This window comes from Streptomyces stelliscabiei, from assembly GCF_014873495.1.
Lineage (GTDB): Bacteria > Actinomycetota > Actinomycetes > Streptomycetales > Streptomycetaceae > Streptomyces > Streptomyces bottropensis.
In genome coordinates, this window is record NZ_JADBGF010000003.1 from 22,077 (window position 1) to 47,150 (window position 25,074).

Annotated in this window: 16 protein-coding genes; 10 read left to right on the forward strand and 6 right to left on the reverse strand. The window is 69.9% G+C overall.

Annotated features, from left to right (window positions below; all coding sequences use genetic code 11):
• The first annotated feature begins 45 nt into the window (after window positions 1-45).
• Genes H4687_RS45720 through H4687_RS45730 form a run of 3 tightly spaced genes read left to right on the forward strand, consistent with a single transcriptional unit; the run spans window position 46 to window position 2,875 of the window.
• Window positions 46-906 (forward strand): DUF6083 domain-containing protein, encoded by an 861-nt coding sequence (locus tag H4687_RS45720; protein WP_050399412.1) that lies wholly within the window; start codon window positions 46-48, stop codon window positions 904-906.
• Window positions 903-1,385, forward strand: a complete 483-nt coding sequence (locus H4687_RS45725; protein WP_050399411.1) for a hypothetical protein — start codon at window positions 903-905, stop codon at window positions 1,383-1,385. Before H4687_RS45720 ends, H4687_RS45725 begins: the two co-directional genes overlap by 4 nt.
• Window positions 1,382-2,875 carry a UvrD-helicase domain-containing protein gene (locus H4687_RS45730; RefSeq protein WP_050399429.1) on the forward strand — a complete coding sequence of 498 codons (1,494 nt, stop codon included), beginning with the start codon at window positions 1,382-1,384 and terminating at the stop codon, window positions 2,873-2,875. Before H4687_RS45725 ends, H4687_RS45730 begins: the two co-directional genes overlap by 4 nt.
• A 216-nt stretch (window positions 2,876-3,091) precedes the next feature.
• On the opposite strand, the gene H4687_RS45735 is transcribed toward H4687_RS45730, so the two are convergent.
• On the reverse strand, window positions 3,092-3,559 hold the full coding sequence (locus tag H4687_RS45735) for a hypothetical protein (RefSeq protein WP_046919323.1): 468 nt from the start codon (window positions 3,557-3,559) through the stop codon (window positions 3,092-3,094).
• A gap of 40 nt (window positions 3,560-3,599) precedes the next feature.
• Window positions 3,600-4,414, reverse strand: a protein-coding gene (locus H4687_RS45740) for an IS5 family transposase (RefSeq protein ID WP_404819318.1) whose coding sequence is annotated in 2 segments (ribosomal slippage) — window positions 3,600-4,064 and window positions 4,067-4,414 — 813 coding nt in all. Because the reading frame shifts where the segments join, the coding sequence is not laid out codon by codon here.
• 82 nt (window positions 4,415-4,496) lie between these two features.
• Between H4687_RS45740 and H4687_RS45745 the strand changes: the two genes are divergently transcribed.
• The 5 genes from H4687_RS45745 to H4687_RS45765 all read left to right on the forward strand — a co-directional run bounded on the left by H4687_RS45745 (window position 4,497) and on the right by H4687_RS45765 (window position 14,988).
• Window positions 4,497-5,314, forward strand: a protein-coding gene (locus tag H4687_RS45745) for an IS5 family transposase (RefSeq protein ID WP_099963510.1) whose coding sequence is annotated in 2 segments (ribosomal slippage) — window positions 4,497-4,851 and window positions 4,851-5,314 — 819 coding nt in all. Because the reading frame shifts where the segments join, the coding sequence is not laid out codon by codon here.
• A gap of 1,145 nt (window positions 5,315-6,459) precedes the next feature.
• Window positions 6,460-8,097: a DUF2397 family protein gene (locus H4687_RS45750; RefSeq protein WP_233443279.1), complete on the forward strand. Its 1,638-nt coding sequence runs from the start codon at window positions 6,460-6,462 to the stop codon at window positions 8,095-8,097.
• On the forward strand, window positions 8,094-9,467 hold the full coding sequence (locus tag H4687_RS45755) for a DUF2398 family protein (RefSeq protein WP_225968473.1): 1,374 nt from the start codon (window positions 8,094-8,096) through the stop codon (window positions 9,465-9,467). Before H4687_RS45750 ends, H4687_RS45755 begins: the two co-directional genes overlap by 4 nt.
• The gene (locus H4687_RS48350; protein WP_046915695.1) at window positions 9,464-13,714 is read left to right on the forward strand and encodes an SbcC/MukB-like Walker B domain-containing protein; all 4,251 of its coding nucleotides are present in this window, start codon (window positions 9,464-9,466) and stop codon (window positions 13,712-13,714) included. Before H4687_RS45755 ends, H4687_RS48350 begins: the two co-directional genes overlap by 4 nt.
• On the forward strand, window positions 13,711-14,988 hold the full coding sequence (locus H4687_RS45765) for a DUF2399 domain-containing protein (protein ID WP_078907046.1): 1,278 nt from the start codon (window positions 13,711-13,713) through the stop codon (window positions 14,986-14,988). The genes H4687_RS48350 and H4687_RS45765 overlap by 4 nt, the downstream gene beginning before the upstream one ends.
• A gap of 90 nt (window positions 14,989-15,078) precedes the next feature.
• Here the strand turns inward: H4687_RS45765 and H4687_RS45770 are convergent, their stop codons facing one another.
• Genes H4687_RS45770 through H4687_RS45785 form a run of 4 tightly spaced genes read right to left on the reverse strand, consistent with a single transcriptional unit; the run spans window position 15,079 to window position 19,959 of the window.
• Window positions 15,079-16,428, reverse strand: a complete 1,350-nt coding sequence (locus H4687_RS45770; protein WP_046915697.1) for an AAA domain-containing protein — start codon at window positions 16,426-16,428, stop codon at window positions 15,079-15,081.
• Window positions 16,418-17,929, reverse strand: coding sequence for a hypothetical protein (locus tag H4687_RS45775; RefSeq protein WP_046915698.1), 1,512 nt, complete (start codon window positions 17,927-17,929; stop codon window positions 16,418-16,420). Before H4687_RS45775 ends, H4687_RS45770 begins: the two co-directional genes overlap by 11 nt.
• Entirely contained in the window at window positions 17,926-19,065 is a 1,140-nt protein-coding gene (locus H4687_RS45780; protein ID WP_046915699.1) for a hypothetical protein, read from the reverse strand. Before H4687_RS45780 ends, H4687_RS45775 begins: the two co-directional genes overlap by 4 nt.
• Before the next feature lie 48 nt (window positions 19,066-19,113).
• Window positions 19,114-19,959: a hypothetical protein gene (locus H4687_RS45785; protein WP_046915700.1), complete on the reverse strand. Its 846-nt coding sequence runs from the start codon at window positions 19,957-19,959 to the stop codon at window positions 19,114-19,116.
• Window positions 19,960-20,094: 135 nt separating this feature from the next.
• Here H4687_RS45785 and H4687_RS45790 point away from each other — a divergent pair, with 135 nt between their 5' ends.
• Together H4687_RS45790 and H4687_RS45795 are read left to right on the forward strand one after the other, a co-directional pair.
• Window positions 20,095-21,417: a metallophosphoesterase family protein gene (locus H4687_RS45790; RefSeq protein ID WP_046915701.1), complete on the forward strand. Its 1,323-nt coding sequence runs from the start codon at window positions 20,095-20,097 to the stop codon at window positions 21,415-21,417.
• The gene (locus H4687_RS45795; RefSeq protein WP_046915702.1) at window positions 21,414-24,614 is read left to right on the forward strand and encodes an AAA family ATPase; all 3,201 of its coding nucleotides are present in this window, start codon (window positions 21,414-21,416) and stop codon (window positions 24,612-24,614) included. Before H4687_RS45790 ends, H4687_RS45795 begins: the two co-directional genes overlap by 4 nt.
• Window positions 24,615-25,074: the final 460 nt, after the last annotated feature.

Consider the following 25,074-nt stretch of genomic DNA (forward strand, 5'->3'; position numbering starts at 1 on the left):
GTCCATCCCCACCAACGCGCAGTGTCGCCTGACACGGTCCCCGCCATGCACCCCAACACCCTCTCCACCGGCCGCCACTGGGACGGCAGCCCCCGCACCACATCGACGCGCCGCCCGCTGCGCGTGACCGCCACCAGCCCCAGCCGCCTGCTGCGCGCCGGCCAGAGCGGCCGCTGCCGCCGATGCGGCAACCGCATCGACTTCTACCAGCGCACCGACCAGCGGCCCATCGCCCTGCACCCCGCCGAACTGACCGCCGCCGACGTCCCCGAATCCTGCCGCTGGCACCTGAGCAGCGGCATCGCCCACCCCCACGGCGACGGCAGCACCTGGTGCCGCGTCCCGCACGCCATGCTCTGCCCGGACCGCACCCCCACCACCCGGACCGGCCCGCGCCTTGACGCGGTACGCCGCCAACTCGCCATCCGCACCCGCTGCCTCATCGACACCGGCGTCTTCACCCCCACCGCGCCCCCCGCCTGCAAGCCACCCGCCGGCAGCGACCGCCCCGCCCGGTCCATCGTGCAACTCCTACTGGGCCGCTACCTCGCCGAGACCCCCATCGAAGGCATCCGGTGTGTAGCCCAGACCCGACACCGCCACCGCTGCCCCCAGCCCGTCCTCGACCCCAACACCCCCCAGGGCCTATGGACGCTGCTCCCCGCAAGCCCACAACGCGGCCAACTCACCCTGCCCGCCACACTCATGGCCGTCTACGACCTCAGCCGCCTGCCGTACACCGAGCAGATGCGCTGGCGCACCCAACGATGCCCCGCCCACGCCACCAATCCGGGCGCCGCCGACCTCGCCCTGGCCGGATGGCAGGTCTTCGACCCCCTCCTCCACGCGGCACACATCCACACCCGCCTGCCCCACACCACGCCCGACCACCACGGGAAGGGATGACAATGCCGCACCACGCCCTGGACATCACCCTGACCCGGCCCCTCACCCCAGCCGAACTCCACCAGGCCACCCGCACAATGCCGCTCGCAGCCAACCACGACACCACCCACCTCCTGGCCCTGGTATCCGCCAAAACCCCAGGCAAGGCCCTCAACCGACTGCGCCACCAGGCCGGCGCGCTGCTCCCCATCGACGTGATCACCACGCACTACCCCGACGCGGACGGCAAGATCCTCCTCAACCTCGCCTACCCGCCCGCCACACACGCTGACCTCCAGGCCGCCGCCAACAGCGCGGGACAACCACTCCGCCTCTTTCTCCAGATGGCCCTCCACCGGGCCCTCGCCCGACACGCCGACGAGGAAGCCGACCGCCTCGACCGCGCAGTCCAGAACCTGCTCGCCCACACCACCGCACCCCACCTCCTCGCCGCCGTCGGCCGCGCCCTGACCCGCACCCCCGGAGCCACGCCGTGCTGACCCCCACCGACGAACAGCAAGCCGCAGCCGACGCCTTCCACACAGGCGACCACCTGGCCCTGCAAGCCGGAGCAGGCACCGGCAAAACCACCACCCTGGCCCAGCTCGCCCACGCCACCCAGCGCCGCGGCCGCTACCTCGCCTACAACCGGGCCATCGCCCAGGACGCGCGCACCCGCTTCCCGCCCACCGTCACCTGCAAGACCGCCCACGCCCTCGCCTACGCTGCCGTCGGCCACCGCTACACCCGCCGCCTGGGCGCCCCCCGCCGCCCCGCCTGGCAGACCGGACAAGCCCTCGGCATCACCAAAGCCCTCCGGATCGGCGAACGCGACCTGTCACAACGAACACTCTCCAACGCCGCCCTGCGTACGGTGGCCCGCTTCTGCCACACCGCCGACCCCGCCATCACCCGCCACCACGTCCCCCACCTGCGAGGCCTGGACGACCGCGACCTGCACGCCCAACTCGCCACGCACATCGTCCCCTTCGCCCGTAAAGCCTGGGCCGACCTCCAGCACCCCGACGACGGCGCGGTCCGCTTCGACCACGACCACTACCTGAAAATCTGGGCCCTCACGAACCCGAAAATCGACACCGACTTCCTCCTCCTCGATGAGGCTCAGGACACCAACCCCGTCGTCGAGCAGATCTTCCTCGACCAGCGCGACCACGCCCAGCTGGTCATGGTCGGCGACTCCGCCCAGGCCATCTACGACTGGCGCGGAGCCAAGGACGTCATGACCGAATTCGACGGCACCCAGCTCGCCCTGTCCCAGTCCTTCCGCTTCGGCCCCCGGCTCGCCGACGAGGCCAACCGGTGGCTGGCCATCGCCGACGCCCCGATTCGCCTCACCGGCACCGAGACCGTGCCCACCGAAATCGGTCCCCTCACCCGTCCCGACGCGGTGCTGTGCCGCACCAACGTCGGCGCCATCGCCCAGGTCATGGACCTGCTGACCACCGGATACCGGGTAGCCCTGGTCGGGGGAGGAGACAGCCTGCGCGCCCTGGCCCTCGCCGCCCGCGACCTCAAGGACGGCCGCCGCACCACCCATCCCGAACTGGTCCTGTTCCCCTCCTGGGGCGAGCTGCAGGACTACGCCGCCCACGACCCGGCGGGCCGCGATCTGCAGCCACTCGTCGACCTCGTCGACACTCACGGCACCGACGCCATCCTCTCCGCCGTCGCCCAGCTCGTCCCCGAGCAACAGGCTGAGATCACTGTCTCCACCGCCCACAAGGCCAAGGGCCGCGAATGGCCCCGCGTGAGAATTGCCGATGACTTCACCCCGCCCAAGGACAGCGACCAACTGGACGAGACCGGACGCGCGGTACCCGGCCCGATCGACGACGGCGAAGCCCGCCTCGCCTATGTCGCCGTCACCCGCACCCGCCACCACCTCGACATCGGAGGCCTGTCCTGGATCGACGATCGCCCAGGCGCATCCCTGCCACCGTCACCGCAGGCCGGGGACAAGGACGCGTAGGCCTCACTCCGCCGGCGAGGCCGAATACCCGACTCTGCGCAGACCACTTGCCGCCCGGCTCAGACCCGCCTCAGTCCTCAAGCGGGCTGGCCCACAGCCCGTCTATACCTGATCTCGCAGCGCCTCCAGTTCCGCACGTAGCGCCTTAGAGGTCGTTTCTTTTGGTGTGCGTGAGGGCTGGCTGCTGGTGAGTGGTGGGCGTGGCCGTGGCTGGTGTCACTGCGTGTGTGGGAAGGCTGTTCCAGCCAGAGTCTTTGCGGCGAGGCGTACAGCGTTCTCCCAGGCCCGGACCTCTTCGGGGGACATGAAGTCGAGGTGGTACTCCAGGCCCACGGCCGCCACGAACTCGCGCTCAGGATCTGTCAACGCCTCGATCCCCTGCCAGACTCGATCTGCGGCCATCTTCGGTGACAAGGCACCGGCGGTCAGCTCTGTCGCCATGTGATGCAGGAGGCAGCGTTCAGCGGTCTCGTAGTCCGGGATCTGGATCCCGAGCTCCTTCATGGTGTGCCCGAAGTGCTGGCGGATCTCTGCTGGGTGCTCGCGCCGGGAACGGCCGGCCAGGTCGCGCAGTGAAGGAGAGTCGTGGCCGGCAGCCAGTAGGTGGGCCGCCAACATGGGCAGGTCTTCCTCGCAGATGAGGTTCGCCACGTACTTCCAGGCGATGGTGGCTGGCTCGTCCATGAGCGAATCCTGACCGAGGGGAACACCTCTGACCAGTGAGTTATCGGATCCGTGTGAGGCGCCGATGGCCGATGAGGAGGGCAGCGATGCCCACGAAGGCCAGGAAATGCTCGGGCTTGCGCTCGTAGCGGCGGTGGAGACGGCGGCAGCCTGCCAGCCAGGACACCGTTCGCTCGACCACCCATCGGTGGCGGCCGAGTCGTTGTGAGGATTCGATGCCTCTGCGGGCGATGCGGTGGCGTATGCCGCGACAGCGGAGCCATCGGCGCAGGTGGTCGTAGTCGTATCCCTTGTCACCATGGAGTTTCCCAGGTCGCCTGCGACGCGGGCCCCGGCGGGACCGGATCGGCGGTATGCCTCGTACGAGCGGCACCAGGCCCTGACTGTCGTGCAGGTTGGCTGCGGAGATACCCAGGGACAGGGGCAGTCCTTTTCGGTCGGTGATCAGGTGGATCTTTGATCCCGACTTGCCGCGATCGGTCGGATTCGGTCCCGTCAGTAGCCCCCTTTTGCGGCCCTGACGCTTACCGAGTCGATTGCACATCGGGACCAGTCCAGCTCACCGAGCGCGCCGAGTTCGTCGAGGATGACGCGGTGCAGTCTGGCCCAGACGCGGGCACGGCTCCAGTGCGCGAAGCGCCGGTAGACCGTGGGCCACGCCGGGCCGAAGACCGGCGGGAGTTGCCGCCAGGTGCAGCCCGACGTGGCCACGAAGATGATCGCCGCCAACGTCTCGCGGTCGCCCGCCCGTCGTCGGCCCCCGCCCTGGGGACGTATGACCTCCGTAGGAGGTACCACCCGGCGAAACAGCTCCCACAACTCGTCCGGTACCAGCCGCTGGACCAGGTCTGCCATGCACTGACCAACGACCACCCCAGGCCAAAAGAAACGGTGTCTTAGACGGTGTCCTATGTGGTGAGGGCTCGTTGAGCCATGTATGGGGCGGGGTACGTGGAGTTGGATTGTTCCGGACGGGCTGTGGGAGATCGCGAAGCCGCTGATCCCACCGTCGAAGGTGCGGCCGCAGGGCGGCGGAACGCAGGACACGCCTGATGAGACGCTGTTCGCGGCGATCATCTACGTGCTGGTCAGCGGCTGCTCCTGGCGTTACCTGCCACCCTGCTTTGGGATCTCGAAGTCCACCGCCCATCGCCGGTTCCTGATCTGGTCCAGAGCCGGCGTGTGGGGCCGTCTGCACGAGGCCGTCCTGCACCGGCTCGACGACGCGGGCCTGATCGATGTCTCACGCGTCGTCCTCGACTCCGCCCACGTCAGGGCGAAAAAGGGGGCGGTCATACCGGCCCGAGCCCCGTGGACCGGGGCAAGCCGGGTTCCAAGATGCACGTCCTGTCGGACGCGAACGGGCTGCCCCTGGTCGTCGGCGTCTCCGCCGCGAACGTCCACGACAGCGAAGGGCTGAAGCCGATGGTGGCCGGTCACCAAACGAGACACGACCCCCACCGCGGCCGCCACTTCAAGCCCCAACGGCTCCATGCGGACAAGGCGTACGACGTGCCTCACCTGCGGAAATGGTTACGTGGCAAGCGCATCGGTGTGCGCATCGCCCGCAAAGGCATCGAGTCCAGCGAACGTTTGGGCCGCCGCCGGTGGGTCATCGAGCGGACCATCTCCTGGCTGTCCGGCTACCGTCGGCTCAGCCCCCGCTATGAACGAAATCCCCGCAACTACCTGGCCTTTCTCGGTCTCGCCGCCGCCCTGTGCTGCTACAAGCGACTCGTCCGCCTCACCACATAGGACACCGTCTTATTCTCGGCTGCCAGTTCGGCCTTGCTGCGCCGGTCTGCGGCCGGTCGCCGGGCGGAGCGGCTGCGTCTACGCGAGCGGTTGACCATCGAGGGAGAGGCGACAGGTCCCAGGGGCTCGAAGGCGACGATCACGGCTGGGTCCAGCCCGCACTCTGGGCAGCGCTCCGCGTCTCGGACCCCTCCATTGGGCCTTTGGCTCTTCCGGCTACGGGCCGCCTCAACGACGTGCCCGCAGTGCAAGCGCAACCGCCACCGCTGCAGTTCCCACGGAGGAACCGGCGGCCCGAGGAGCTGACGCATCCGTTCCCAGCGCTCTTCCGGCCAGGGAGGGGCCTTGGCAAGTTGGCGTTGAACCCACTCGTGAACTTGCGCGGCCTCGTCCTGGCGTCGATGGTCGGCCTTGGTCAGCTGGTAGTCAGCCAACGGCACGCCATGGTGCAGGTATTCGACGTCCATCTCGATGACGGTAGGCAAGGCGGCACCGCCTTTGAGTGAGCCTTCACAAGCCCACCCGTTCGGATGGCGTCGACGTCTGCCGCTGGAGAGTTCACCGGCACGGTGATACCGAGAGAACTATCCGCTGGGAGCGTCTGGTTGCAGACGGCGTGGGCGTGGAGGAACAGCGTGCCGGCGAGTCGGAAGACGATGGCGCGTCCGTGGCTTGGATTGATTACCGAGCCTGTCCGAACTGGGCTTCCTGGTAAGGGAAAAGGAAGTTGACCCAGGAGGTGTCGAACGTTTTATCGAATTTCTGGAATGTGGAAGGCCAGCACTTCTCGGGGCGCTTATGGTCCTGGCCTCCTCCGTGAACATGGCTGAATCCCTTCCGGTAGCACTCGAGGTGCACAGGCTGAGATTCCGCCCGCGTATGCACCGTGCCGTGAGTGATCATTCTGTTGTCGCTGTAGCTATTGACGCAGCTCAAGGCAGCTCGGCGGTGACGAGCCGTAAGGGGGCTGGCCGGTGTCGGTTCTTGATCACAGCCCTCGCGAGGGAGGAGGTGATTTCACGTCACATGCGGCACAGCAGGGATCGTTGAATTCGTGCTTTCCCAAGGGCGTTGTCAGTGGGGGCGTCTACTTTTCTTAAGGAGGCCTGGGACAAGCGGCCCTTGGCGTCGTGGATGGGGGAGTGGTGGCACCAGAAGAAGAGAAACCTGCCGCAGCCGACAGAGTGGCCGATGCTCGTGAGGTCGTGGGATACCTGGTGCGGCCGGAGGCCGGTGACTACATCGCGATCATGGACGTACTGGAAGGGTCGGTAACCGATCTGACCGTCAGTGAGGTCGCGACAGCACTGGCTGCCGGGGGACTCCGCCTGGACGCACGCCTGGTGGAAAAGCGGTTGGACGTTCTGAAAGACATCGGGGCAGCCTCGGTGCGGTCGGACACCAGTCACGCACGCCGCTACGCCGAGATCCTGGCCCGGAACTGGCGTTACACCGCCAGCCCAGCGGGCCGGCACGTCCAGCGCTTCTACCGTCAGGTCCTGGCGGGGACGGCGACCGTACGGGAGATCCCGATTGTGTCGCTGAACCGCATCGTGTCCCATCTTGAGCAGCTCGCCACGGCCCTGGGCGCTGCAGAGCCCGACGCCGCGCATTTCGACGCCGCCGTACTGGACGCAGTGAGCGCCGTGTTCACCAGCCACGATGATCTCGACGCGGCTTTGGTCGGTGCCGAGGACGCGCTGGTAGGTCTCGCCGACCGGTTCGACCTGGACGAGGGACGTACCAACGACCTCAAGGGCCTGCTGGTCGACTATGCCACCCGTGTGGCGGCCGAACTCGACTCCGGCTCCGCACGGGCCGCGGCAGCACTGGTGGTGCTGCAGCCGTGGTTTGGTCTGCTGGCGCAGGCGGCTGTCGACGCCTCCCAGGCTCGCGACCTCATTACAGCCGGTGCCCTCAGCGCTTCCCGCGGCGGCCGCGCGGAGGACTGGGAAGGACTGTGTGCCTGGTTCGACGCCCGCACCGGACGAGCGGCACGGTTCTCGCTGCGCCTGGTGCGGGCACTGCCGGGCATGCATGCCAACCTGCGCCGGCTGCACTCCTCGGCCGGTACCGCCTCCACCCGCAGCCGTGCCCTGGCTCTGGCCCGGGCGGTGCTGACCCCGGAGATCGGTGTGCAGATCTTCCAGGCTGCGGTGGGCGACCACTCCTGGCGCAAGCTCTACGGTCGGGCCGACGAGGACGACACAGGCCGCAACCCGTCCTGGCGGGGCGGCCCGCAGGTGCCGGTGCCGACGCTGCTACGCACAGCGGGCCGCTCCGGGCCGCGCGGTCGAGGCGCTGCGCCACGCGACGACGCTGCTGCCAGAGCGCAGGTCGCCGAGGCCCGGGCACGCCGCCAGGCCGAGCATGAGCAGGCGGTCGTCGCGGTCCTGGCATCGGTTCCCGGACAGCAACTGGGCGAGGCGGCTGCCCGGGCTGCGCTCGCCGCCCTGATGGCCGCCGCCCGATCTGCCCCGGTCGGCCCGCGTCGCACCGCCGCTAGCCACGGACTGGCCTGCACTCTCGTCCACACAGGCACCGGCACCGGCATGCTGAGCGCCCCCACCTGGCACGTGCTCCTGCCCGGCCGCCTCCCCCTGTTCCACCAGCCCGGCCGCCGCCCCACCACCGCCGCTCTCGAGGCTCTTGCCGGCCTTGCAGTGGCGGACGACCTCTCCGCATACGCAACGCTGCGCATCACCCCGGCCCCGTCCACCGGCCCAAGGTCTCTTCGTAGCGAAACAGCCCACGCCGACACCCGGCAGGAAGGCGCAGCATGAGCGAGGAGACGCACACCCCGGTGCTCGGGCCACAGCCTGCACCCCGTGCTGAGCCCGCCCCGCCGCCGCGGCGGCGCAAGGCATGGCATCCCGAGGCCGCCGCCGAGGCGGCCGCTCTCCTGCGCCGCATCGCGGCCACCCCGTGGCTGGTCGGCGGCCGCCACGACGAACTCATCGCTGCGGTGCGCCGCAACGAGCACGCGCTGCGTTCCGCCGTGGCCCGGCTGGGCTGGGTACTGATCATTGAACGCGACCTGGTGCGTCTGCGGAAAAGCCCGCCACCACGCGGGGAGGCCTGGGCTTGCCAAGGACCGAGTCCAGCCGCCTGCTCCTGGTTCTTCCTGCTGCTGGCAGCCGCTGAGTCGATGCCGCCGCGCACCGCACTGGGACACCTGGTCACTCAGGCCCACGCTGCCGCTGCCGAGGCGGGACTGCCCACCCACCATGACATTGCAGAGCGCCGCGCCACTCTGGCCGCACTGCGCATGCTCGACGAACGCGGTGTCATCGAGCGCCTCGACGGTGACTTCGACAGCTACCTGCACGACGAACAGGCACCCGTGCTGCTGGCCGTGCACCACACCCGGCTGGCCTACGTCATCGCCAACCCCGGCACCCTCGACCCGGCCGCCGACCCGCCCGCATGGCTGGAGCAGGCCCAGCGTGAACCGGACGTGGCCCGCCGGATGCGCCGTGCCCTTGTGGACGACACTTGCGTGCACACCGCGCTCCTCGACGAGGCCGAGGCACAGTGGCTGAGCCAGCGCGTCCGCGGCGACGACGGAGGCCCCCTGGCGGACGCCTTCGGGCTTGTGCTCGAACGCCGCGCGGAGGGCGCCGCATTCGTCGTACCGGACGAAGCCTTCCGCCATATGAACGAACTCGGCCCGATGCCCTTCCCCGCACCGGGCACCGTCGCACACGCCGCGCTGCTGCTCCTCGACCACGCGGCACTGCACGGAACCACCGACAACGGGCCCGGACCGGGCTGGCGGGGCCTGGCCGAGGGCCAAGTGGTGGATGCGCTGGCGGCATTCGCTGGCACCAAGGCTTCCGGGCGCGGCGGCTGGGGCGCCGAGTACGCGCAGGACCCCCTCCTGCTGGCCGACAAAGTCCGGGACCTGCTGGCCGGCACCCACCTTGCCCGACTGACCCATGCCGCCCCGTCGGACGGCGACAAGACCACCCCGATGTGGTGGTTCGCGCCCACCGGCGGCCGCTGGGCAGGAGAAGGCACCGCCGATTCCCAGGCCACCCGCATCCGTTCACCCCGCGGCACGCCGCCGCGACAACGCCCACGCACCCCTGTCCAGCAGGGACTTTTCAACGACATGGAGACCGAAGAAAACATGGAGGACCACACCCCGTGAGTGACATCCTCGACCTGGACTTCGCTCTGCCGCCGGTACCTGCCCCGTCCGGTGACACGGGCCGGTTCGGCGGCCGCTGGCGGCTGGTCGGCGCCGGCCTGTCGAACGTGTGGCGCTACGGCGACCTGGACCTGTCTGCCGTATCGGGGCGGCTACTGCTCCGCGGTCCCAACGGGACCGGCAAGACCACCGCGCTGGAGGCCCTGTGGCCCTACCTGCTCGATTTGAACCCGGCCAAGCTTGCCGCAGGCAAGGCACGTCCCACCACCCTAAAACTCCTGATGAGCGAGGGAGCCCCGGCAAAGGGCCGCCGCTACGGCTACCTGTGGCTGAGCTTTGCCGCTCCGGACGGCGAACCGGCAGCGAGCCCGGCGCAGGAGACGGTAGCAGGCGACGGGATCGTGAGTTTCGGTGTCCGGCTGCAGTACTCGCCGAGCTCCACCCCCGCTGTCAGGGTCGTCCCCTTCACAGTGCCTGGCCGCCCGCTGAAGAACCTGCTCCTGCGCGCCTCCAACGGCGGGGCGCTGGAGCACGAGGAGTTCTCCGCCCGCGTCGAGACCGTCGGCGGACGGGTGTTCGCCGAACCAGAGGACTACATCGAAGACCTGGCCCGCCGCGTCTGGTCCACCACCTCCGGCGAACTGCGTCTTCTCGCCTCACGGCTGCGGGAAGTACGCAATCCGACCCTGCTGGGCGACGTTTCCCCGGCCGCAGCCGCCGATGCGTTGCGCCAGTCCCTGCCAGGCGTGGCCGGCGACGTTCTCACCGCGACCGCAGAAGCCCTTGCCGAATCCGACACCACCCGGGAGGCGTTCGAACGCGACGAGTACGCCGCCGCTCTCCTGCAGGAGTTTGCCCGCGTGTGGACCGGCCACGTCGTCGACGTCACCCGCGCCGCCCACACGGCCGCCCGACAGGCCCACACCGATGCCGGCACGCGCCGTGGCCGCGTCCGACAGTGCACCGGCCTGCTGGAAACGGCGAAAGCAGCAGCCGACCGGGCCGGCAGTGACGTTCAACGGCTCGACGACGCTCACCAAGAGGCCCAGGCCGCTGCCCGCGCCATCGAGACCAGTGACGCCTACCGGTCCCACGGGCGCGTCATGGACCTGCGTAAACGGCTCCGAGCCGAACAGAGCGCGGCAGCCAGCAGCTATGACAACCTGCACGCCGCGGCCGAACAGGCCCGTACGCAGACCAAGGACGGCCGGGACGCTCTCGACGACATCATCGGCGACCTCGAGGAAACCGTGGCCGACGCGGAGGCCGCCGGTGCCCAGCCGGTTGCGCTGGAGACTCTGCTCGCCCACCACCCCCGCGCCCGCGTCACCCGCCCGGTCGCCGACCGTGTCTCCGATCCTGGCCCTGGTATGACCCTCACCCACGACCACAGCGGTCTCGAACAGCTTGCCACCGGGTGGACAGACCGGGCCCAAAAGTACTGTTCCACAGCTGACAAGGCCGCGCTGATCCTGCGCGACCACGACCCCGTTGCCACGGCCGACAAGACAGCCACGACCGCACACCGCAAGGCAGCCGACGCCGAAGGCGTCTACGACGAAGCAAGCCAGGCCCATGACCGCGCCACCGCAGAGGCCCGCTCGGCCGCCCGCCAAGCGCTCGCCGACGTCGCCCGGTGGGCGCTCGCACATCCTGATCTGCGCGGCCTGCACGACACAGCGGCCCCGGGCGGAGACGAGCAGCAGGTGTGGGACATAGACGACGTCGAAGCCCTCACCCATACAGAACCCGCCGCCGTCCGCGACCAGCTCAACGCCTGGGCCGACCAGGCTCTGCACATCGGTGAAGCTCTCGCCGCCGGTCACGAGAGCGCAGCCAAAGAACACCTCGCCACCGCAGCAAGCCTCGATGCCGCCGCCGTGCAGCACCGCACCAAAGCCCGTCAACTGCGTTCCGGACGACTCCTGCCGCTGCCGCGCCCTTCCTGGGCCGGGCAGGGCGACGACGATACCGCGCTCGGCGCCCTGCTCGAATGGCACCCCGCCCTTCACCACATGGACGATCAGAAGGCCCTGCTCGAACTCGCCCTCGCCGACTCCGGAATCCTCGGCGCCCACCTGCACCCGGGCGGCGCCACCACCCACACCTGGCACATCAGCCCCACAGGCGCCGTCCAGGAGCAGAACCTCACCACTGTCCTCGACATCGCCCCCGGCCATCCGCACGCTGACCTCGCCCGCACAGTCCTGCAGCGCATCGCCCTGGCCGACACCGCCACCGCCTCAAGCCACCCAGGCACGCCGGCACTCCTGATCGGACGCGACGGCACCTTCACCGCCGGCCCCCTCACCGCAGACCCCGCCACCGCGCTGCGCGCCACAGGCAGCCAGATCCCCACCGCCTCGCACATCGGCGCCCGCACCCGCCTGGCCAAGGCACGTGCCAAAGCCGACGAACTTGACGCGGCCGCACGCGAACTCGAGACCGGAGCCAGCGACGAGCGCAGGCGCGCCGCCGACCGTTGCAAGCACCGCGACGCAGTCCGCTGTGAAGGACGAGCCTTCCCCCCACGGGACAAACTGACCACCGCCGAGTCCGACCGTGCCCGCACAGCAAAGACAGCGCACGATCGCCTCAGCACCGCACGGACCCTGCGCGGACGGGCCGACGACGCCGCGGCCGAACACACCCGCCTGCGCACCGCCTGGGAGGACCGCGCCCGCAGCCTGAGCATGCCGACGGATCCCGGCGACCTGCCCAGGCTGATCGACAAGAGCCGCTCGTGCGCCGAGAAGCTGAACGACTGCGCGAGCCAGCTCGCCGCCCGGCTGCTGCCCAGGCTCGACCGCATCGTGCGCACCCTGCCCGACGAAACCGCCCTCACCGAGCGCCTTGCCGGACTCCAGCACACCGCCCAGGACATGCACGCCGCGGTGCTCGAGACCCGGGCAGAACTCGCCGAGACCCAGTCCCATGGCGACGCCGACGACGCGGCACGCCGCTACGAACAGGCCACCACACAGGCCAAAGAACTCCACAAGCAGCTCGAATCCGCCCGGGAGAAGGGCGTTGTCGCCGAGAAACAACTCAGCACCTGCGAGGGCGACCTCACTGTCGCCCAAGAGCGGCTCGACGAAGCACTCCCGCTCCAGAAAACGACGCGCGCCCATCTGACCGCGTTGCTCGCCTGGCCTCCTCTGGCCCAAGCCCTCGGTACCGAACCCGCTTCCCGGGACGCTGACTCCACTGACGGCGCCGTCCTGTTCGACACCGTCGAAGCCCTGCTCGCCCGCCGACCCACCGCCTCCAAGAAGACCCTCGGTGAGCGCTACGACGCCGTCCGCGCCGACCTCGCCCAGACCTGGACCATCGCCCGCGACGACCCGCCTGTCGGCATCGAAGAACTCGATGCCTTCGTCCTCACCCACGCCGAGACCCACTACGACCCCCTCGGCGCAGCGGTCCGCGCACAGACCCTCGCCGACCGGGCCAAAGCCGCACTCGACACCGCGGAAGCAGCAGCGCTGCGCGATTTTGTCATCGGCCGCCTGCCCGCCGCCATCGGAACCGCATGGACCGCCCTGACGGACTGGAAGAAGACGGTCAACCGCAAGATGCGCGCAGCCCAGGCATCCTCCGGGGTCGGAGTCCAGGTGCACATAGCGCTGCGCGACGACCTCGATGCGGCAACCCGCACCGTGTACGAGCTGTCCTGCACGGTCGGTGATGCCCTGCGCACAGATGCACAGAAGGAACAGGTCGGCAAGGCACTGCAGTCCCTGCTGGCCGCCGCCGACGGCTCCACCATGGCAGAACGCCTTGCCGGCGCTGTCGACATCCGCAACTGGGTCGAGGTCCGCTACCTCGTGGAACGCCCCGGCCCCGACGGCACACCCGTCACCCGCCAATGGGGCTCGCGCACCGGCCTGTCCGGCGGGGAACGGCGCCTGGTCGTACTGGCCCCCATGCTCGCCGCCATCGCCGCCAACTACGACCGCCTCACCAGCACCGGCCTACGCCTGGTCCCGCTCGACGAAGTCCCCGCCGAAGTCGATGAACGCGGCCGCGAAGGACTGGCCCGCTACCTCGCCGAACTCGACCTGGACATCCTGTGCACCTCCTACCTGTGGGACGGCGCACCCGGCGCGTGGGACGGCATCGACGCCCACGACCTCGAAGCAGGCACCGACGGAACCGTTGTTGCCTTCCCCATGCTGATCCGCGCAGGCCAGACCCTACCGGGGGACACGGATCCCGCACTCTTCCTCGGGAAGGGATCGGCATGAACTGCTCTCTGTGCGACGGAGCTTGCGCCGACGCCGACCTCGCCCCGCTGCTCACCTCTGAACTCGCCTGGCTGTGGCAGGCCCTGGCGGCGGCAGCCGATCGACGTGGAGACGAGTCCCTCACCGGCGGACCGGCGATCACTGTGACGGTGCCCGTCGACCCGGCCCAACGCGCCGCAGCCGCCGGACTCATCTACGGTCGACCCCTGCAGCCCGGTCGGAGTCGCCGAGTCAGCCTGGAAGAACTGACCACCGCAGTGGCCATTCGTGGCCCCCTGCTCACCCCCGGCGCCGTCGCGGCCCACGCCTGCAATCGACGCCTGGCAACAAAAGCCCGCAGCCGTGCCGAACAGGAAGCTGCATCCGACCGGGTCCGCATCCGACTCGGAAACTCCGCAGCCGACTTGCCCGGCCACGTACGTGAACTAGTGGGCCCGGCAACGGTCTTTGACCGGCTGCGCTCTCTCGGATGGATAACCCGCCTGCTCAATACGCCGACCCCTGCCGACCTGCTCGACCAGGCCCTGCACGTCGTCGCACGCCTGCCTCCACCAGGCGAGCGCATCGACCGCCGTCTCCTAGTACCGGGCAACCCCCACGCGCTCGACGCAGGCGCGCTGCCCGCACTCGTGCTCGCCCTGACCGGATCCTCCGGCACGCCTGTGCGTTCGGGCTGGGCACGCCTCGGAGTGGACTGCGACGACCTGCTCGGCGGACTCATCGTCACCGGCATCACGCCCAGAGGGTGGAGGATCCCGAGCGGCGCGACCTTCACCCTGCCTCCCAGAGAGCTGACCAGCATCGCCTGGGAGCCTCCCCCTGCCGTCGGCGCATGGGTCTTCATCACGGAAAACCCGTCCGTGCTTGCGGCGGCGAGCAACCGGGCCCTGGCCCAGGAGACGATGGTGACACCACGGGTGATCTGCACGGCTGGCACACCGTCGCAACTGGAATGCGAGGCAGTCGGCGCCTTGTCACATGCTGGCTGGCGCATCGCTGTCCGCGCCGATTTCGACCAGGCCGGCCTGGCACACGTGCGCGCCCTTCTCTCCGCTGCACCGGCCGCGGTTCCATGGCGGATGGGGGCGGCCGACTACCTTGCGTCCGCCCCGGAGGGTGCCGACACCCTGCACCTTAAGGAGTCGGACGCTCCTTGGGACACCGACTTGGTGCCCGTGATGCTGGAGCATTCCGTGCCGGTGTACGAGGAGGACCTCCTTCACCAGTTGCTTGGCGACATCACGGTCGGCGCGCCGGGGGCGTCCATGGCCTAACGAGTCGTCACGTGCGTGCTGTACGCGGTGTGCGACAAGCGAACCGGACCGCTCGGTACCTGAGCAAGCACACTGGTGAGCCTGCGGAGGTCATGCGGCGACGCGGTGTTGGGCGAGTTTGGCCAGCATGACCTGGTTGGCCTCCCACCCGTCTGGGAATTTGGCGCGTACGGAGAGGTGCACGGGGTCGGTGGACGGGTGGCTGTCGAGGAGGTCGGTGATTCCTTCGCGGGCGACGACGATGCATGCCTGCCGGTGGCGGGAGGCGAGGACGCACAGCCGCCCGGCCTCCAGATGGAAGGCGGTGGCGTCCCGGCGGCCGGACAGCGGGTGCACGACGATGACGACTTCGAACTCGCGGCCCTGCAGCCGGTTTGCGGTGTCCACCGCCACACCCCGCGCGGCGGGGTTCCCGGTCCGGGCGAGTGCGGCCCGGACCAGGTCGGCCTGGTCGCGGTGGGCGACGCCGATGGCGATGTCACGGGCGTCCAGGGGCCGTCCGTCCGGGTGGCGCTCGCAGGTGGCGACCGCTCCGCGGATCAGCAGCCGGGCGGCGAGATCGGCGGCGGTCCGGATGGTTTCGTTGTCGGTGCGCGGTACGTGCCTGCGGGGCAGTTCGTGCAGGGCCCAGCCGGTGGTGAACGCCTTGGCGAGGGTCTCGTCCAGGTCGGTGCGGGCGAACCCGGTAGTGCTGAACTCCAGGGCGCGGGTGGCCTCTTCGGTTCCGGCGGTGAAGCGGTTGAAGGGGTAGAACGCCTGGGCGATGGTCGGTGCGGCCGAGGCGGGCAGGCGCCAGGACACCGGAAGCCGGTGCACGGGGATGCCCGGGTTGTGTTCCAGCATCACGCTGACGCCGTTCTGCGTCGGGTCGTGCGGCAGCCCGATCCAGCGCTCGGTGCCGACGATCGTGAACGGGTCCAGCTGGCCGGGGTCGCCGACGAACAGACCGCGGTCGAAGTGCTCGACGATCTGCAGCAGCATGTCCGAGCGCATCTGGTAGACCTCGTCCAGGATCGCCCAGCCGAACGTGGTGGCGTCGCGTACGGTGGCCCACTTGGCGGCGGTGCCGACGACGATCCGGCAGCCGGCCAGATCGGCCAGGGTGCGCCCGATCGTGGTGTTCGTCAGCCCGCTCAGGGCCTGCGGCGGGCTGTAGGTGCTTGCGCTCAGACGGCCGAGGGGGAGGTCGGGGTGCTTCTCGGCGAGCCGCTCGATCAGGTCGTCGACCTGGTTGTTGGTCTGGGCGACGATGATCGGGCGTTCGTCGCCCGCCGTGAGTTCCTGGGCGGCGTCGATCACCAGGGTGCTCTTGCCGGCGCCCGGCGGGGAGTCGACGACGACGGCCCTGTGCCGGGAGTCGGCCAGGTCGGCCAGGATCGCCGCGGTGGCGGCGCCCGCAGCCGCGGATGGGTCGGGTCCAGTGGTGTCGTCAGTCGTCATTGCCCCACTCCTCTGCGGCGGCGTCCTCGGGTACGGCGGAGTCGGTGTCCGGCCCGTCCGGGCTGGCGCTGTGCGTCCACGGGGTGTGATCGGACACCGGGAACTGCGGCGCCGGGCGCCACCCCGGGTCGGGCAGGTAGTCGATGCTCTGGCCGAGCTCCGGCACAGTGCCCGGCTTCGGGACGACAGAGTGCCCCATTCCGCCGGTGACCTCCACCATGACCAGCGTGGCGTCGCCGTCGGGGAGGACGGAGACGATCACGGCCTTGTGACTGGTCGGCATGGTCGGGCTGATCAGCGTGGTGTCGGCGGCCAGCCGCACGGGATCCTCGGTGCGGACGGTGACCCGCGGTCGCGGAACCCGCCTGTTCTTGGCCGTGGTGACCGTCCGGCCGGGTTCGGTCTCCACGACCGTCCCGGCGAACGCCTCCCCGGCGCTGCGCCGGTCGGCCCGCACGAACCGGTCGTCGAACGCCGTCTCGGACTCGAAGTCGGCCAGCGCGCGTTCCAGCCGGTTCAGCCTTCGGGCCGCGCCGATCGCGGTGTCCCGCTTGCGCTGCGGAAGGCCCCCGGCGTCCCGGTCGTCGGAGTAGCGGGTGAAGGCCGCGCAATCGCGTTCGAAGCGCCTGGCGGTCTGCGGCGCCTCGGGTATGGAGCGCAGCAGCGATATGGCCTCCCACACCATGCGCCAGGTGGGCTGGATCTGCCCCGCGATCAGCTCCCGCAGGTCGGACTCGGCGGTGGCCAGCGCACGCGGGTCACCGAGGGTGCGGGCTGTGTCGAACCGTCTGATCGCCGGCGCCAGGTCCCGGTTGTCGAACTCGGGGGAGGTCGTCGGGCCCGCCGGCGGGCACACGTCCGGGTTCTCCGCCTCGGCCATGGCCTGCTCGACGCTCACGCCCGCCGGGGGAGAGATCCAGGCCATCAGGGAGGCGAGGTTCTGGTCCTCCAGCGTGCTCTGGCCGGTCGCCCAGTGCTCGGCGAGCATCCCGGTGACGGGCAGCAGAAGGGAGGTGCCTGCCTGCTCGGCCCTGTCGACCAGGAACGTCAGCCACATGCCGAACTCGGGGATGACATCCGGCACCGCGTGAGGACCGGACGTCGAGCGGAAGCGGCACATGCGTCCCAGATCGGCCAGGGCTTTGACGCCGCCGGGGTTGGGCACCAGGATCTGCGGCGCGTCGGTGTACCGGGAACGCTCGCCTTCACCGCGGCGGTTGTGACGGAAGGAATCGATGTAGTCCATCACGATCCGGCCGAGTCCGGCGGCGAACGCGAACCGCTGGTCCCGGTTGCGGGGCTGTGGCACGACCAGCAGTGTCCCGGTCCTCCTGGAGGAGCCGACCATCGCGGCCAGGGGTGCTCCGGCCTCTCCGGCCATGGCCATCGGGACGATCACCAGCGGCCGGCCCGACAGACGCCGGTGCCGGTACTCGGTCAGGGGCACCGCCCGCATCGACTCCATCGCCTGCACATGCGCCAACGCCGACAGTATGCTCACGCCGCACCTCCGAGACCTTCCAGTTCGGCGCGCAGTCGTGCTGCGTGCCGCAGGGCGTCGGCCATCTCGGACTGGGCCTCGCTGGGCTGCAGTTCGCCGTGGGCCAGTCCCATCACCATGGTCGTGGTGTCGATACCGCCGAACTGCTCGCGCACCACCGGCCCGAGGACGTCCAGCGAGGCCTCCGCGCGGGCACGGCTGCGGCAGTAGAACGCCATCTCGCAGTGGTTCAGGCAGTCCGGACGGTAGGTCACGAGGACCCGATCCAGCGATGCGGTCAGTTCCCCGGCCGGGCGCTGGGGCCGTTGCTCCTCATCCAGGTCGAGATCGAAGGTGAGACCCTCGGGCACCAGGTCCACCAGGTCGCCGATGCGCTCGATGCGCGACAGCTGGCGGCTCAGCGCGGCCACCTGCTTGCGGGCATCGACGAACGCCGCGGTTGGCCGGTTGGTGAAGTCCTTCGGCGCGACCAGCACGACCGTGTCGGACACGGCCTCCTTGCCGATTCCGGCCCGCGCGAGCAGGTCGCGCAGCGCGATGATGTACGCGCACGCCTGGGTGGTCGCCGCCCGCACCTGCGTGGGGTCGGCCTGCCCGTCGAGGATCGGGAAGCTCTTGATCTCCACTATGTGAAAGCGCCCGTCGACACGGAAGGCCACCAGGTCCGGCTCCAGGAACGCATCGTGCCCGCCGACCCGCAGGCGCAGCATCGGATGGTCGAACAAGGTGCCGTCACCGTCACCCCGGGCAGCCTGCAGCAGGACCTGCGCGGTGCGGTCGTGGCGTACCGCGGCGCGGCCGTCGCCGCCGACATTGTTCAGGTCCCTGTACCCCACTTCCGGCAGCGTCAGCTGCAGGGTCTCGCGCAGGACCCGTACCAGCTCCGCGCAGCCGTTGTCCTTCACCATCGTCTCGAAGGCGTTGCCGCGCGCGAGGGCGAAGACGGACTGGCCGAAGGGCGAGAGGTGGCCGGCGTGCGCGGCGATCGCGGCCTTGTCGGAGCCGGAGGCATCGAGCAGTGCCCGCAGTGTGCAGCGCGGGTTGTTCTGCAGGGCCGCCAGCGACCGGGCGTTGTAGTCCAGGCGCTTCGCGGATCCGCGAAGCGCGGTGAGGCGTTCGTCGACTGGTGCATTCACGGTCTCGTGGATCCTTGCGGGGGAGTAGGGACTGCTGAGCGTCAAGGGTCAGGCCCGGGCCGTCCGCAGGTGCGTGACGCCCTGCGCGGGCGCGCCGAACAACTGCTGGTCGTCCTTGAGGGACTTGCGTGCCCGCCGGGCGGCCTCCGCCCGGGCGGCGCGATCGGCGTCGACGTGCACGTCCAGCTCGGCCCCGGCGGCGTCGATCACCTGCTGCGGGTCCATCGCGCCCTCGTGACCGGCCACGCTCCTCGGCAGGGCGTCGGGGATGTTCACCGCGAAGCGCCACAGCAGCCGCAGCGCCTGAGGACCGGGCCCGTCGGCTGTGGACTCGGCCGAGGTGCGCACGGCCTCGGCGATGCGGATCGCGCCGGTGAGGAAGTCCACGCGCGGCGACAGCGGGCCGATGACGCGCTGATCCAGCGTCCAGGTACTGATGGTGATGAGTGCCCGCACCGGTGTCAGCAGGTCGTGCGCCAGTGCCGGGCACAGGTAGTACGGCCGGGCGCCGGGGCTGGACCGGTAGGAGCGCTCCTCGTCCCGGCGCAGGCTGGAGAGCTTGGACGCCGACAGCTCGCCCGGGAAGAACGCCTCGTGCACGCCGACGATCAGCTTGGGGGCAGCTGGCGTCCCGAGCAGCATCAGGGCACGGTGGACGTGCTCGCGCGCCGGGAGCTGTGACCCCCGCGCGGCCGGAGCCGCTGCCGGTACGGGGTGAGGCGGGGCGGTGGCCGGTTCGCCGGCGCCGACGAGGGCGTCCCAGGCCCGCTCGGCGCGGCGCAGTTGCATCCGCAGCTCGCCGGCGCGCTCGGTGTCACCGGCGGCGGAAGCGTCGCGGATCGCGCGGCGCAGGGTGCTGATGCTCTTCTCCAAGGCGTCCAGCGGATCACTCATGCCCCAGACGCTACCAGAGTTCCAGAGCTTTCCAGAATTCTTCCCGAGATCCGGTGTACAGTCGGCGCCACCGAACCTCCGGCCGCAGCGGCGCAGCCCGCGCCGCCCCGCAGACCGTTCTCCTGGAGGCACCCCGTGACGGGACGCGTGTTCCACACCTCCGACTGGCACCTGGGCCGCCAGATCGGCCGCTACCGGCGCGACACCGAAGTCGACGCCGTCCTGGACGAGATCATCGACATCGCCGCCGATTTCGCCCCCGACCTGATCGTGCACAGCGGCGACCTGTTCGACAGCTCCCGGCCGGGCCTGGACGACCTGCGCCGTGCGGCGCAGGCACTGCGCCGCCTCGGCGAGATCGCGCCCGTGGTCGTCGTCGCCGGCAACCACGACACCACCTACGTCCTGGCGTTCCTGAAGTTCATGCTGAGCGACATGGGAACCCGCGAAGGGGACGAGGTCCGGGTCCGCTTCGCCACCGACGCCCGCCCCGACGGGCTGCTCGTGGCCGAATACCCCACCAGAGGCGGGGAGTTGACACTGCGTATCGGCGCGCTGCCGTACCTGCACCCCAACCGGTTCACCTACGACTTCGCCGACCCCGGCATGACAACCGCGGCCTACACCGAGCGGATACGCATCGTCCAGGCCGACGTGTACCGCCGCCTGGCCGCGGGCCGCGGCGCACGGGACGTTCTGATCTTCGCCGCCCACCTGTTCGTCGAAGGGGCCACCCCTTCCCACTCGGAGCGGAAGATCTCTCTCGCCGCCGAGTACGCAGCCGCCGCCGCTGACCTGCCCGAGGTCGCCTACGGCGCCCTCGGCCACATCCACAAGCCGCAGTCCGTCGGCCGCGCCGGATTCCCGGCCCATTACGCGGGCAGCCCGCTGCAGATGGACTTCGGCGAGCGGGGCGACACCAAGGGCGTGGTGCTGGCCGAGGTCGGCCCGGGCATCGAGCCCCGCATCGACTTCGTGCCGCTGACCGCTGGCCGCCGTCTGATCCGGCTGGAAGGCACCTTGGAAGAGATCACCCAACGAGCCGGCCGTGTCGGAGACGCCTGGGTGAAGGCGGTGGTGAACGTGGAGGTCTCCAACCCCTTCCTGCCGGACACCCTCGCCAAGATGATGCCGCAGGCGACGCTCGTCGACATCGACGAACGCCGCACCGGGGCAGCCGACCGTGTACTGGACCGGGAGACCTCCACCGGAGAACTCCCCGATGTCGAAGACCTGTTGCGCGACTACCTGCCCGGCCGCGGCACCACCGGTCTGGCCCTGGACCGTGCCATGGCCGCCCTCGCCCATCTGCAGGCCGAACCCGACCCCGACGATCCCGCCCCGTGCTGCGAGGAGAACCTGCTGACCGCGGCCATCGCCGGCCAGCCCCTCGACACCATCGACCGCTCAGGCCTGCTGCCCGGCATCGACACCTCCGGAGCGAAGACAACGCGATGAAACCCCTGACACTGTCCATCATCGGACTCCGCAGCTACCCCACCCCGGTCACCGTCGACTTCACCGGCAAGAGCCTGGTCGCCGCCCTCGGCAACACCGGCGCCGGCAAGAGCAGCATGCTCGACGCCATTGTCTTCGCCCTGTTCCGCAAAAGCTCCTGGGACGCCAAGGAACCCCGGCAACTCATCGCCGACGGCGCGCAGGCCATGAGCGTCGAACTCACCTTCCTGCACAACGGACAACGCTGGCACATCCATCGCACCATGCACGCCACCAACCCGAACGCAGCCCGGCACCATCTGAAGAACCTCGACACCGGAGAGGAGATCGACGGCGCCAACGACGTCGACCCCCGCATCAAGGCGATCCTGCAGATGGGCTACGACACGTTCCTGCGTGTCGGGCTGCTCCCGCAAGGCAAGTTCGACCGTCTCCTTGTCGCCGCCCCCAAAGAACGGAGCGCGCGGCTGAGAGAACTCTTCGGTGCCGAGTCCCTGGAGTCGGTCCAGCAGATGGCAGCCCGCCGGCGCGAGGCGCTCAAGGACCTGCTGGTCGACGCGCGGGCCAAACGCGATTCCATGCCGGCCGACCCCGAGCGGGCCGCCGAGGAAGCCGGCGCCGCCGCCGACGCGGCCGAAGCCCGCGCCGAACGCCTCCGCACCGCCGTCGACCGCATCACCAGGCTGCAGAAAGAAATCTCCGAAGCCCGTACCGCCGCCGAAAAGGCAGCCGCCGCCAGAACGACTCTGTCGACGCGCACGGTGACCGGCGCAGGCACCGCCCTCGACGCACTCGAAGCCGTTGCCACCGACATCGCCGCACGACGCGACGCCCTGGATGACCGCGACGCCCAAGCCCGAGCCCGGGAAAGCGAACTGACCGACGAGATCACTGCGGCAGAGGCGGATGGAGAAGGCCCAAGCGCCCTCACCAAAGCCGCAGTGATCCTCCAGACCCTCGCGGAGCAGGCCACGGAGCACCGCAGCGAGCGCGAACGGCTCGCCGGGCTCACCGGACAACTCGCAGGCGAACGCGAGGACATCACCACGACCGAAGCGGACCTGGCCGAGCGCGTCGCACACACGAAACCGCTCGCAGAGGCAGCCCGCGCCGCTTCGCAGGCGAGCAGAGAGATCCGCATCCGCGCCACCACCGCCCGCACCGCGCTGACCGCAGCCCTCTCGACGGCCCGCCGCGTCGCCGACACCGCGAGCGCCGAGGCCACCGCAGCGAGCGGACACCGATCCGCCCGCGACGACATCGGCCCGCGGGAAACGGCAACAGCCGCCGCCGACAAAGCCCTCGCCGCCGCCGAGAAGCATCTGGAAGCGCACCAGCTGCGCAACAGGGCCGCCGCGATCGCCGCCGAACTGCAGCCGGGCGACGACTGCCTCGTATGCCACCGCCCACTCCCGGCCGACTTCCCACCCGCCTCCACCACCGATACCGCCGAGCTGACTGCGGCGAAAACACAGCTCGACGAGGCGAAGTCCGCACGAGAGGTGGCCGTCGGACGGCTCGCCGAAGCCCGCGCCGCCGTAACCGAAGCCGAAAAGACGGTCCTCGCCCGCCAGAAAGACCACCAGGACACACAACGAGAAGCGCGCAAGGCCATCGCGGAAGCAGTGGGCGCGTTCGAGGACCTCGAGGCCCTGGCCGCCGGAACCAGCCGAGGCTTCGAGGCGGAATCAGCTTCGGCGACACTGACCGCCGCCACTACAGCCCTGGCGACCCCGACCACCGACGGCGCCGCACAACCACAGGAACGTCCCGAGCCGAACACCGCACCCCTCACCGACGCCATCGCCGCGTGCGAACAGACGGCCGAGGACCAAGCCGAGCACCTGAAAACCGAAGAGAGCCGCCTCACCGCCGGCCTCGAGGCAGAACACAAGGCACTGGAAAGGCGCAAGGAAGCCCACCGCCGCGCCGTCGACGACGCCGCGACAGCCTCCAAGCGACACGCCCGCGCCGCAGCCAGGACCACCACCGGCCTCCATGCGCTTCCCACCCGCATCCGGGCGATGCTGCCGGACGAGGCCATCGACGTCACCGCCGACGAGGCATCAGCTGTCGCCGCCGCGGTCACCGCCCGGCAGGCCGAAGCCCGGGAACTGCTCGACCGGAGAGAAGCGGCCCGAGCGGAGAAGACCTCCGTACTCGCCGAGCAGCGCGCCCTCGACCAGGAGGCCCGCACCGACCTGGAACGCCCGCTGAACGAACTGCGAGGCAACCTGGACGCCTGGGCCCATGCCGCAACCCAGGCGGCTGCCCACCTCGACGACGCCGACAACCACCGGATGCCCCAGGCCCCCACCGAGCCGGGAATCGCCGAAGTCCGGCAATTCGTCGGGGAACTGTCCGCAGCCACCTCGAAGCTGGACGACCAACTCACCGACCGCGCCACCACCGCCACCGACCGCGCGAACACCGCGGCGATCGGCCTCGGAAAGCAGGCCGCCGCACTCCGCGATGTCGAGGATCTCGCCCCCGCAGCCGACCTGACAACTCCATCGGCGCTGCATCCCCTCGTCACCGCGGCCGCACACGCCAACAGAGAGATCGAAGAGCAGCGCCAGAAACAACAGAAGGCGCTGGACACGATCCAACCGGCCGCCGACCTGGACTTCGCCATAGCCGCCGGCACAGCCCGCTACGAGGCCCTGGAGGTGCTGCGCACCGAACTGGTCGACGCCAAGTTTCTGGGCCATCTCACCGCTCTGCGCACCCACGCACTGCTCGGCGTCGCCAGCGACCTGCTCCAACACATGACCGAGGGACGATTCGGCTTCGCCGACACCTTCGACATCGTCAGCCGCAGCTCCGGAGTCAACCACCACCCGAACCGGCTGTCCGGCGGTGAGAAGTTCCTGGCATCGCTCGCTTTGGCCCTGGCACTCGCCGAACTGCACTCCCGCAACGGCTCGAGCCTCGGCTCGCTGTTCCTCGATGAAGGCTTCGCAGCCCTCGACACCACCACACTCGACTCCGCCCTCGACGTGCTGCGGGCCCAGGCCGGAGGCAACCGCCTCGTCATGGTGATCAGCCATCTGCATGCCGTTGCCGAAGCGGTCGATGATGTCCTGTGGGTGGAGCGGACCCCCGCCGGGTCCTCCGCACACTGGCTGACGTCAACAGAACGCGACGACCTGGTGCAAGCCGATCTGGCCAGCGGCCTACAGGAACTCGCGCGGTAGCGGCGCTGGCGAGTCATGCAAGAGGCGATGGCCTCACAGGGCAGCGGGCTGGGCGCGGACGGCCACATGGTGCCGGCCCGGGCTGGTGCGAAGACGGGTCCCGACGAGGAGCGGGTTCTCGCCTGGGTGCGGACTGGGTGGGGCGCACTTCATGCCACCGGTCTTCTAGGCAGGTCAGAGATGAGAGAGATGATCAGAACGTTGCGCTCGCCGGGAGGGCCCAGACCTTGCCACGCTTCACAGAGCGTCTCCCTCACTCTCAAGCTCGTCTCCGAGGCCGAGATCGGCGAGTTGGTGCGCGGCTCCGAAAGCCGTGGCGCGGCAATCCGCGCTCAGGTTGGCGCCCTCATCGAGGGGGCCACTTCATCGGGCCTACGGGGCGGTGCTCGTGACCACGGCCGTCGTCCCCACAACCGAGCTGTGTGATGCCCAGCGGGCCGCGATGAACCAGGCCTTGCGC

Bases quoted from the DNA above. Each gene is read 5' to 3' on its own strand.
- H4687_RS45770 (WP_046915697.1), bottom strand. From the start codon at position 16,428: ATGACGACTGACGACACCACTGGACCCGACCCATCCGCGGCTGCGGGC.
- H4687_RS45755 (WP_225968473.1), top strand. From the start codon at position 8,094: ATGAGCGAGGAGACGCACACCCCGGTGCTCGGGCCACAGCCTGCACCC.
- H4687_RS45795 (WP_046915702.1), top strand. From the start codon at position 21,414: ATGAAACCCCTGACACTGTCCATCATCGGACTCCGCAGCTACCCCACC.
- H4687_RS45785 (WP_046915700.1), bottom strand. From the start codon at position 19,959: ATGAGTGATCCGCTGGACGCCTTGGAGAAGAGCATCAGCACCCTGCGC.
- H4687_RS45720 (WP_050399412.1), top strand. From the start codon at position 46: ATGCACCCCAACACCCTCTCCACCGGCCGCCACTGGGACGGCAGCCCC.
- H4687_RS45725 (WP_050399411.1), top strand. From the start codon at position 903: ATGACAATGCCGCACCACGCCCTGGACATCACCCTGACCCGGCCCCTC.
- H4687_RS45765 (WP_078907046.1), top strand. From the start codon at position 13,711: ATGAACTGCTCTCTGTGCGACGGAGCTTGCGCCGACGCCGACCTCGCC.
- H4687_RS45735 (WP_046919323.1), bottom strand. From the start codon at position 3,559: ATGGACGAGCCAGCCACCATCGCCTGGAAGTACGTGGCGAACCTCATC.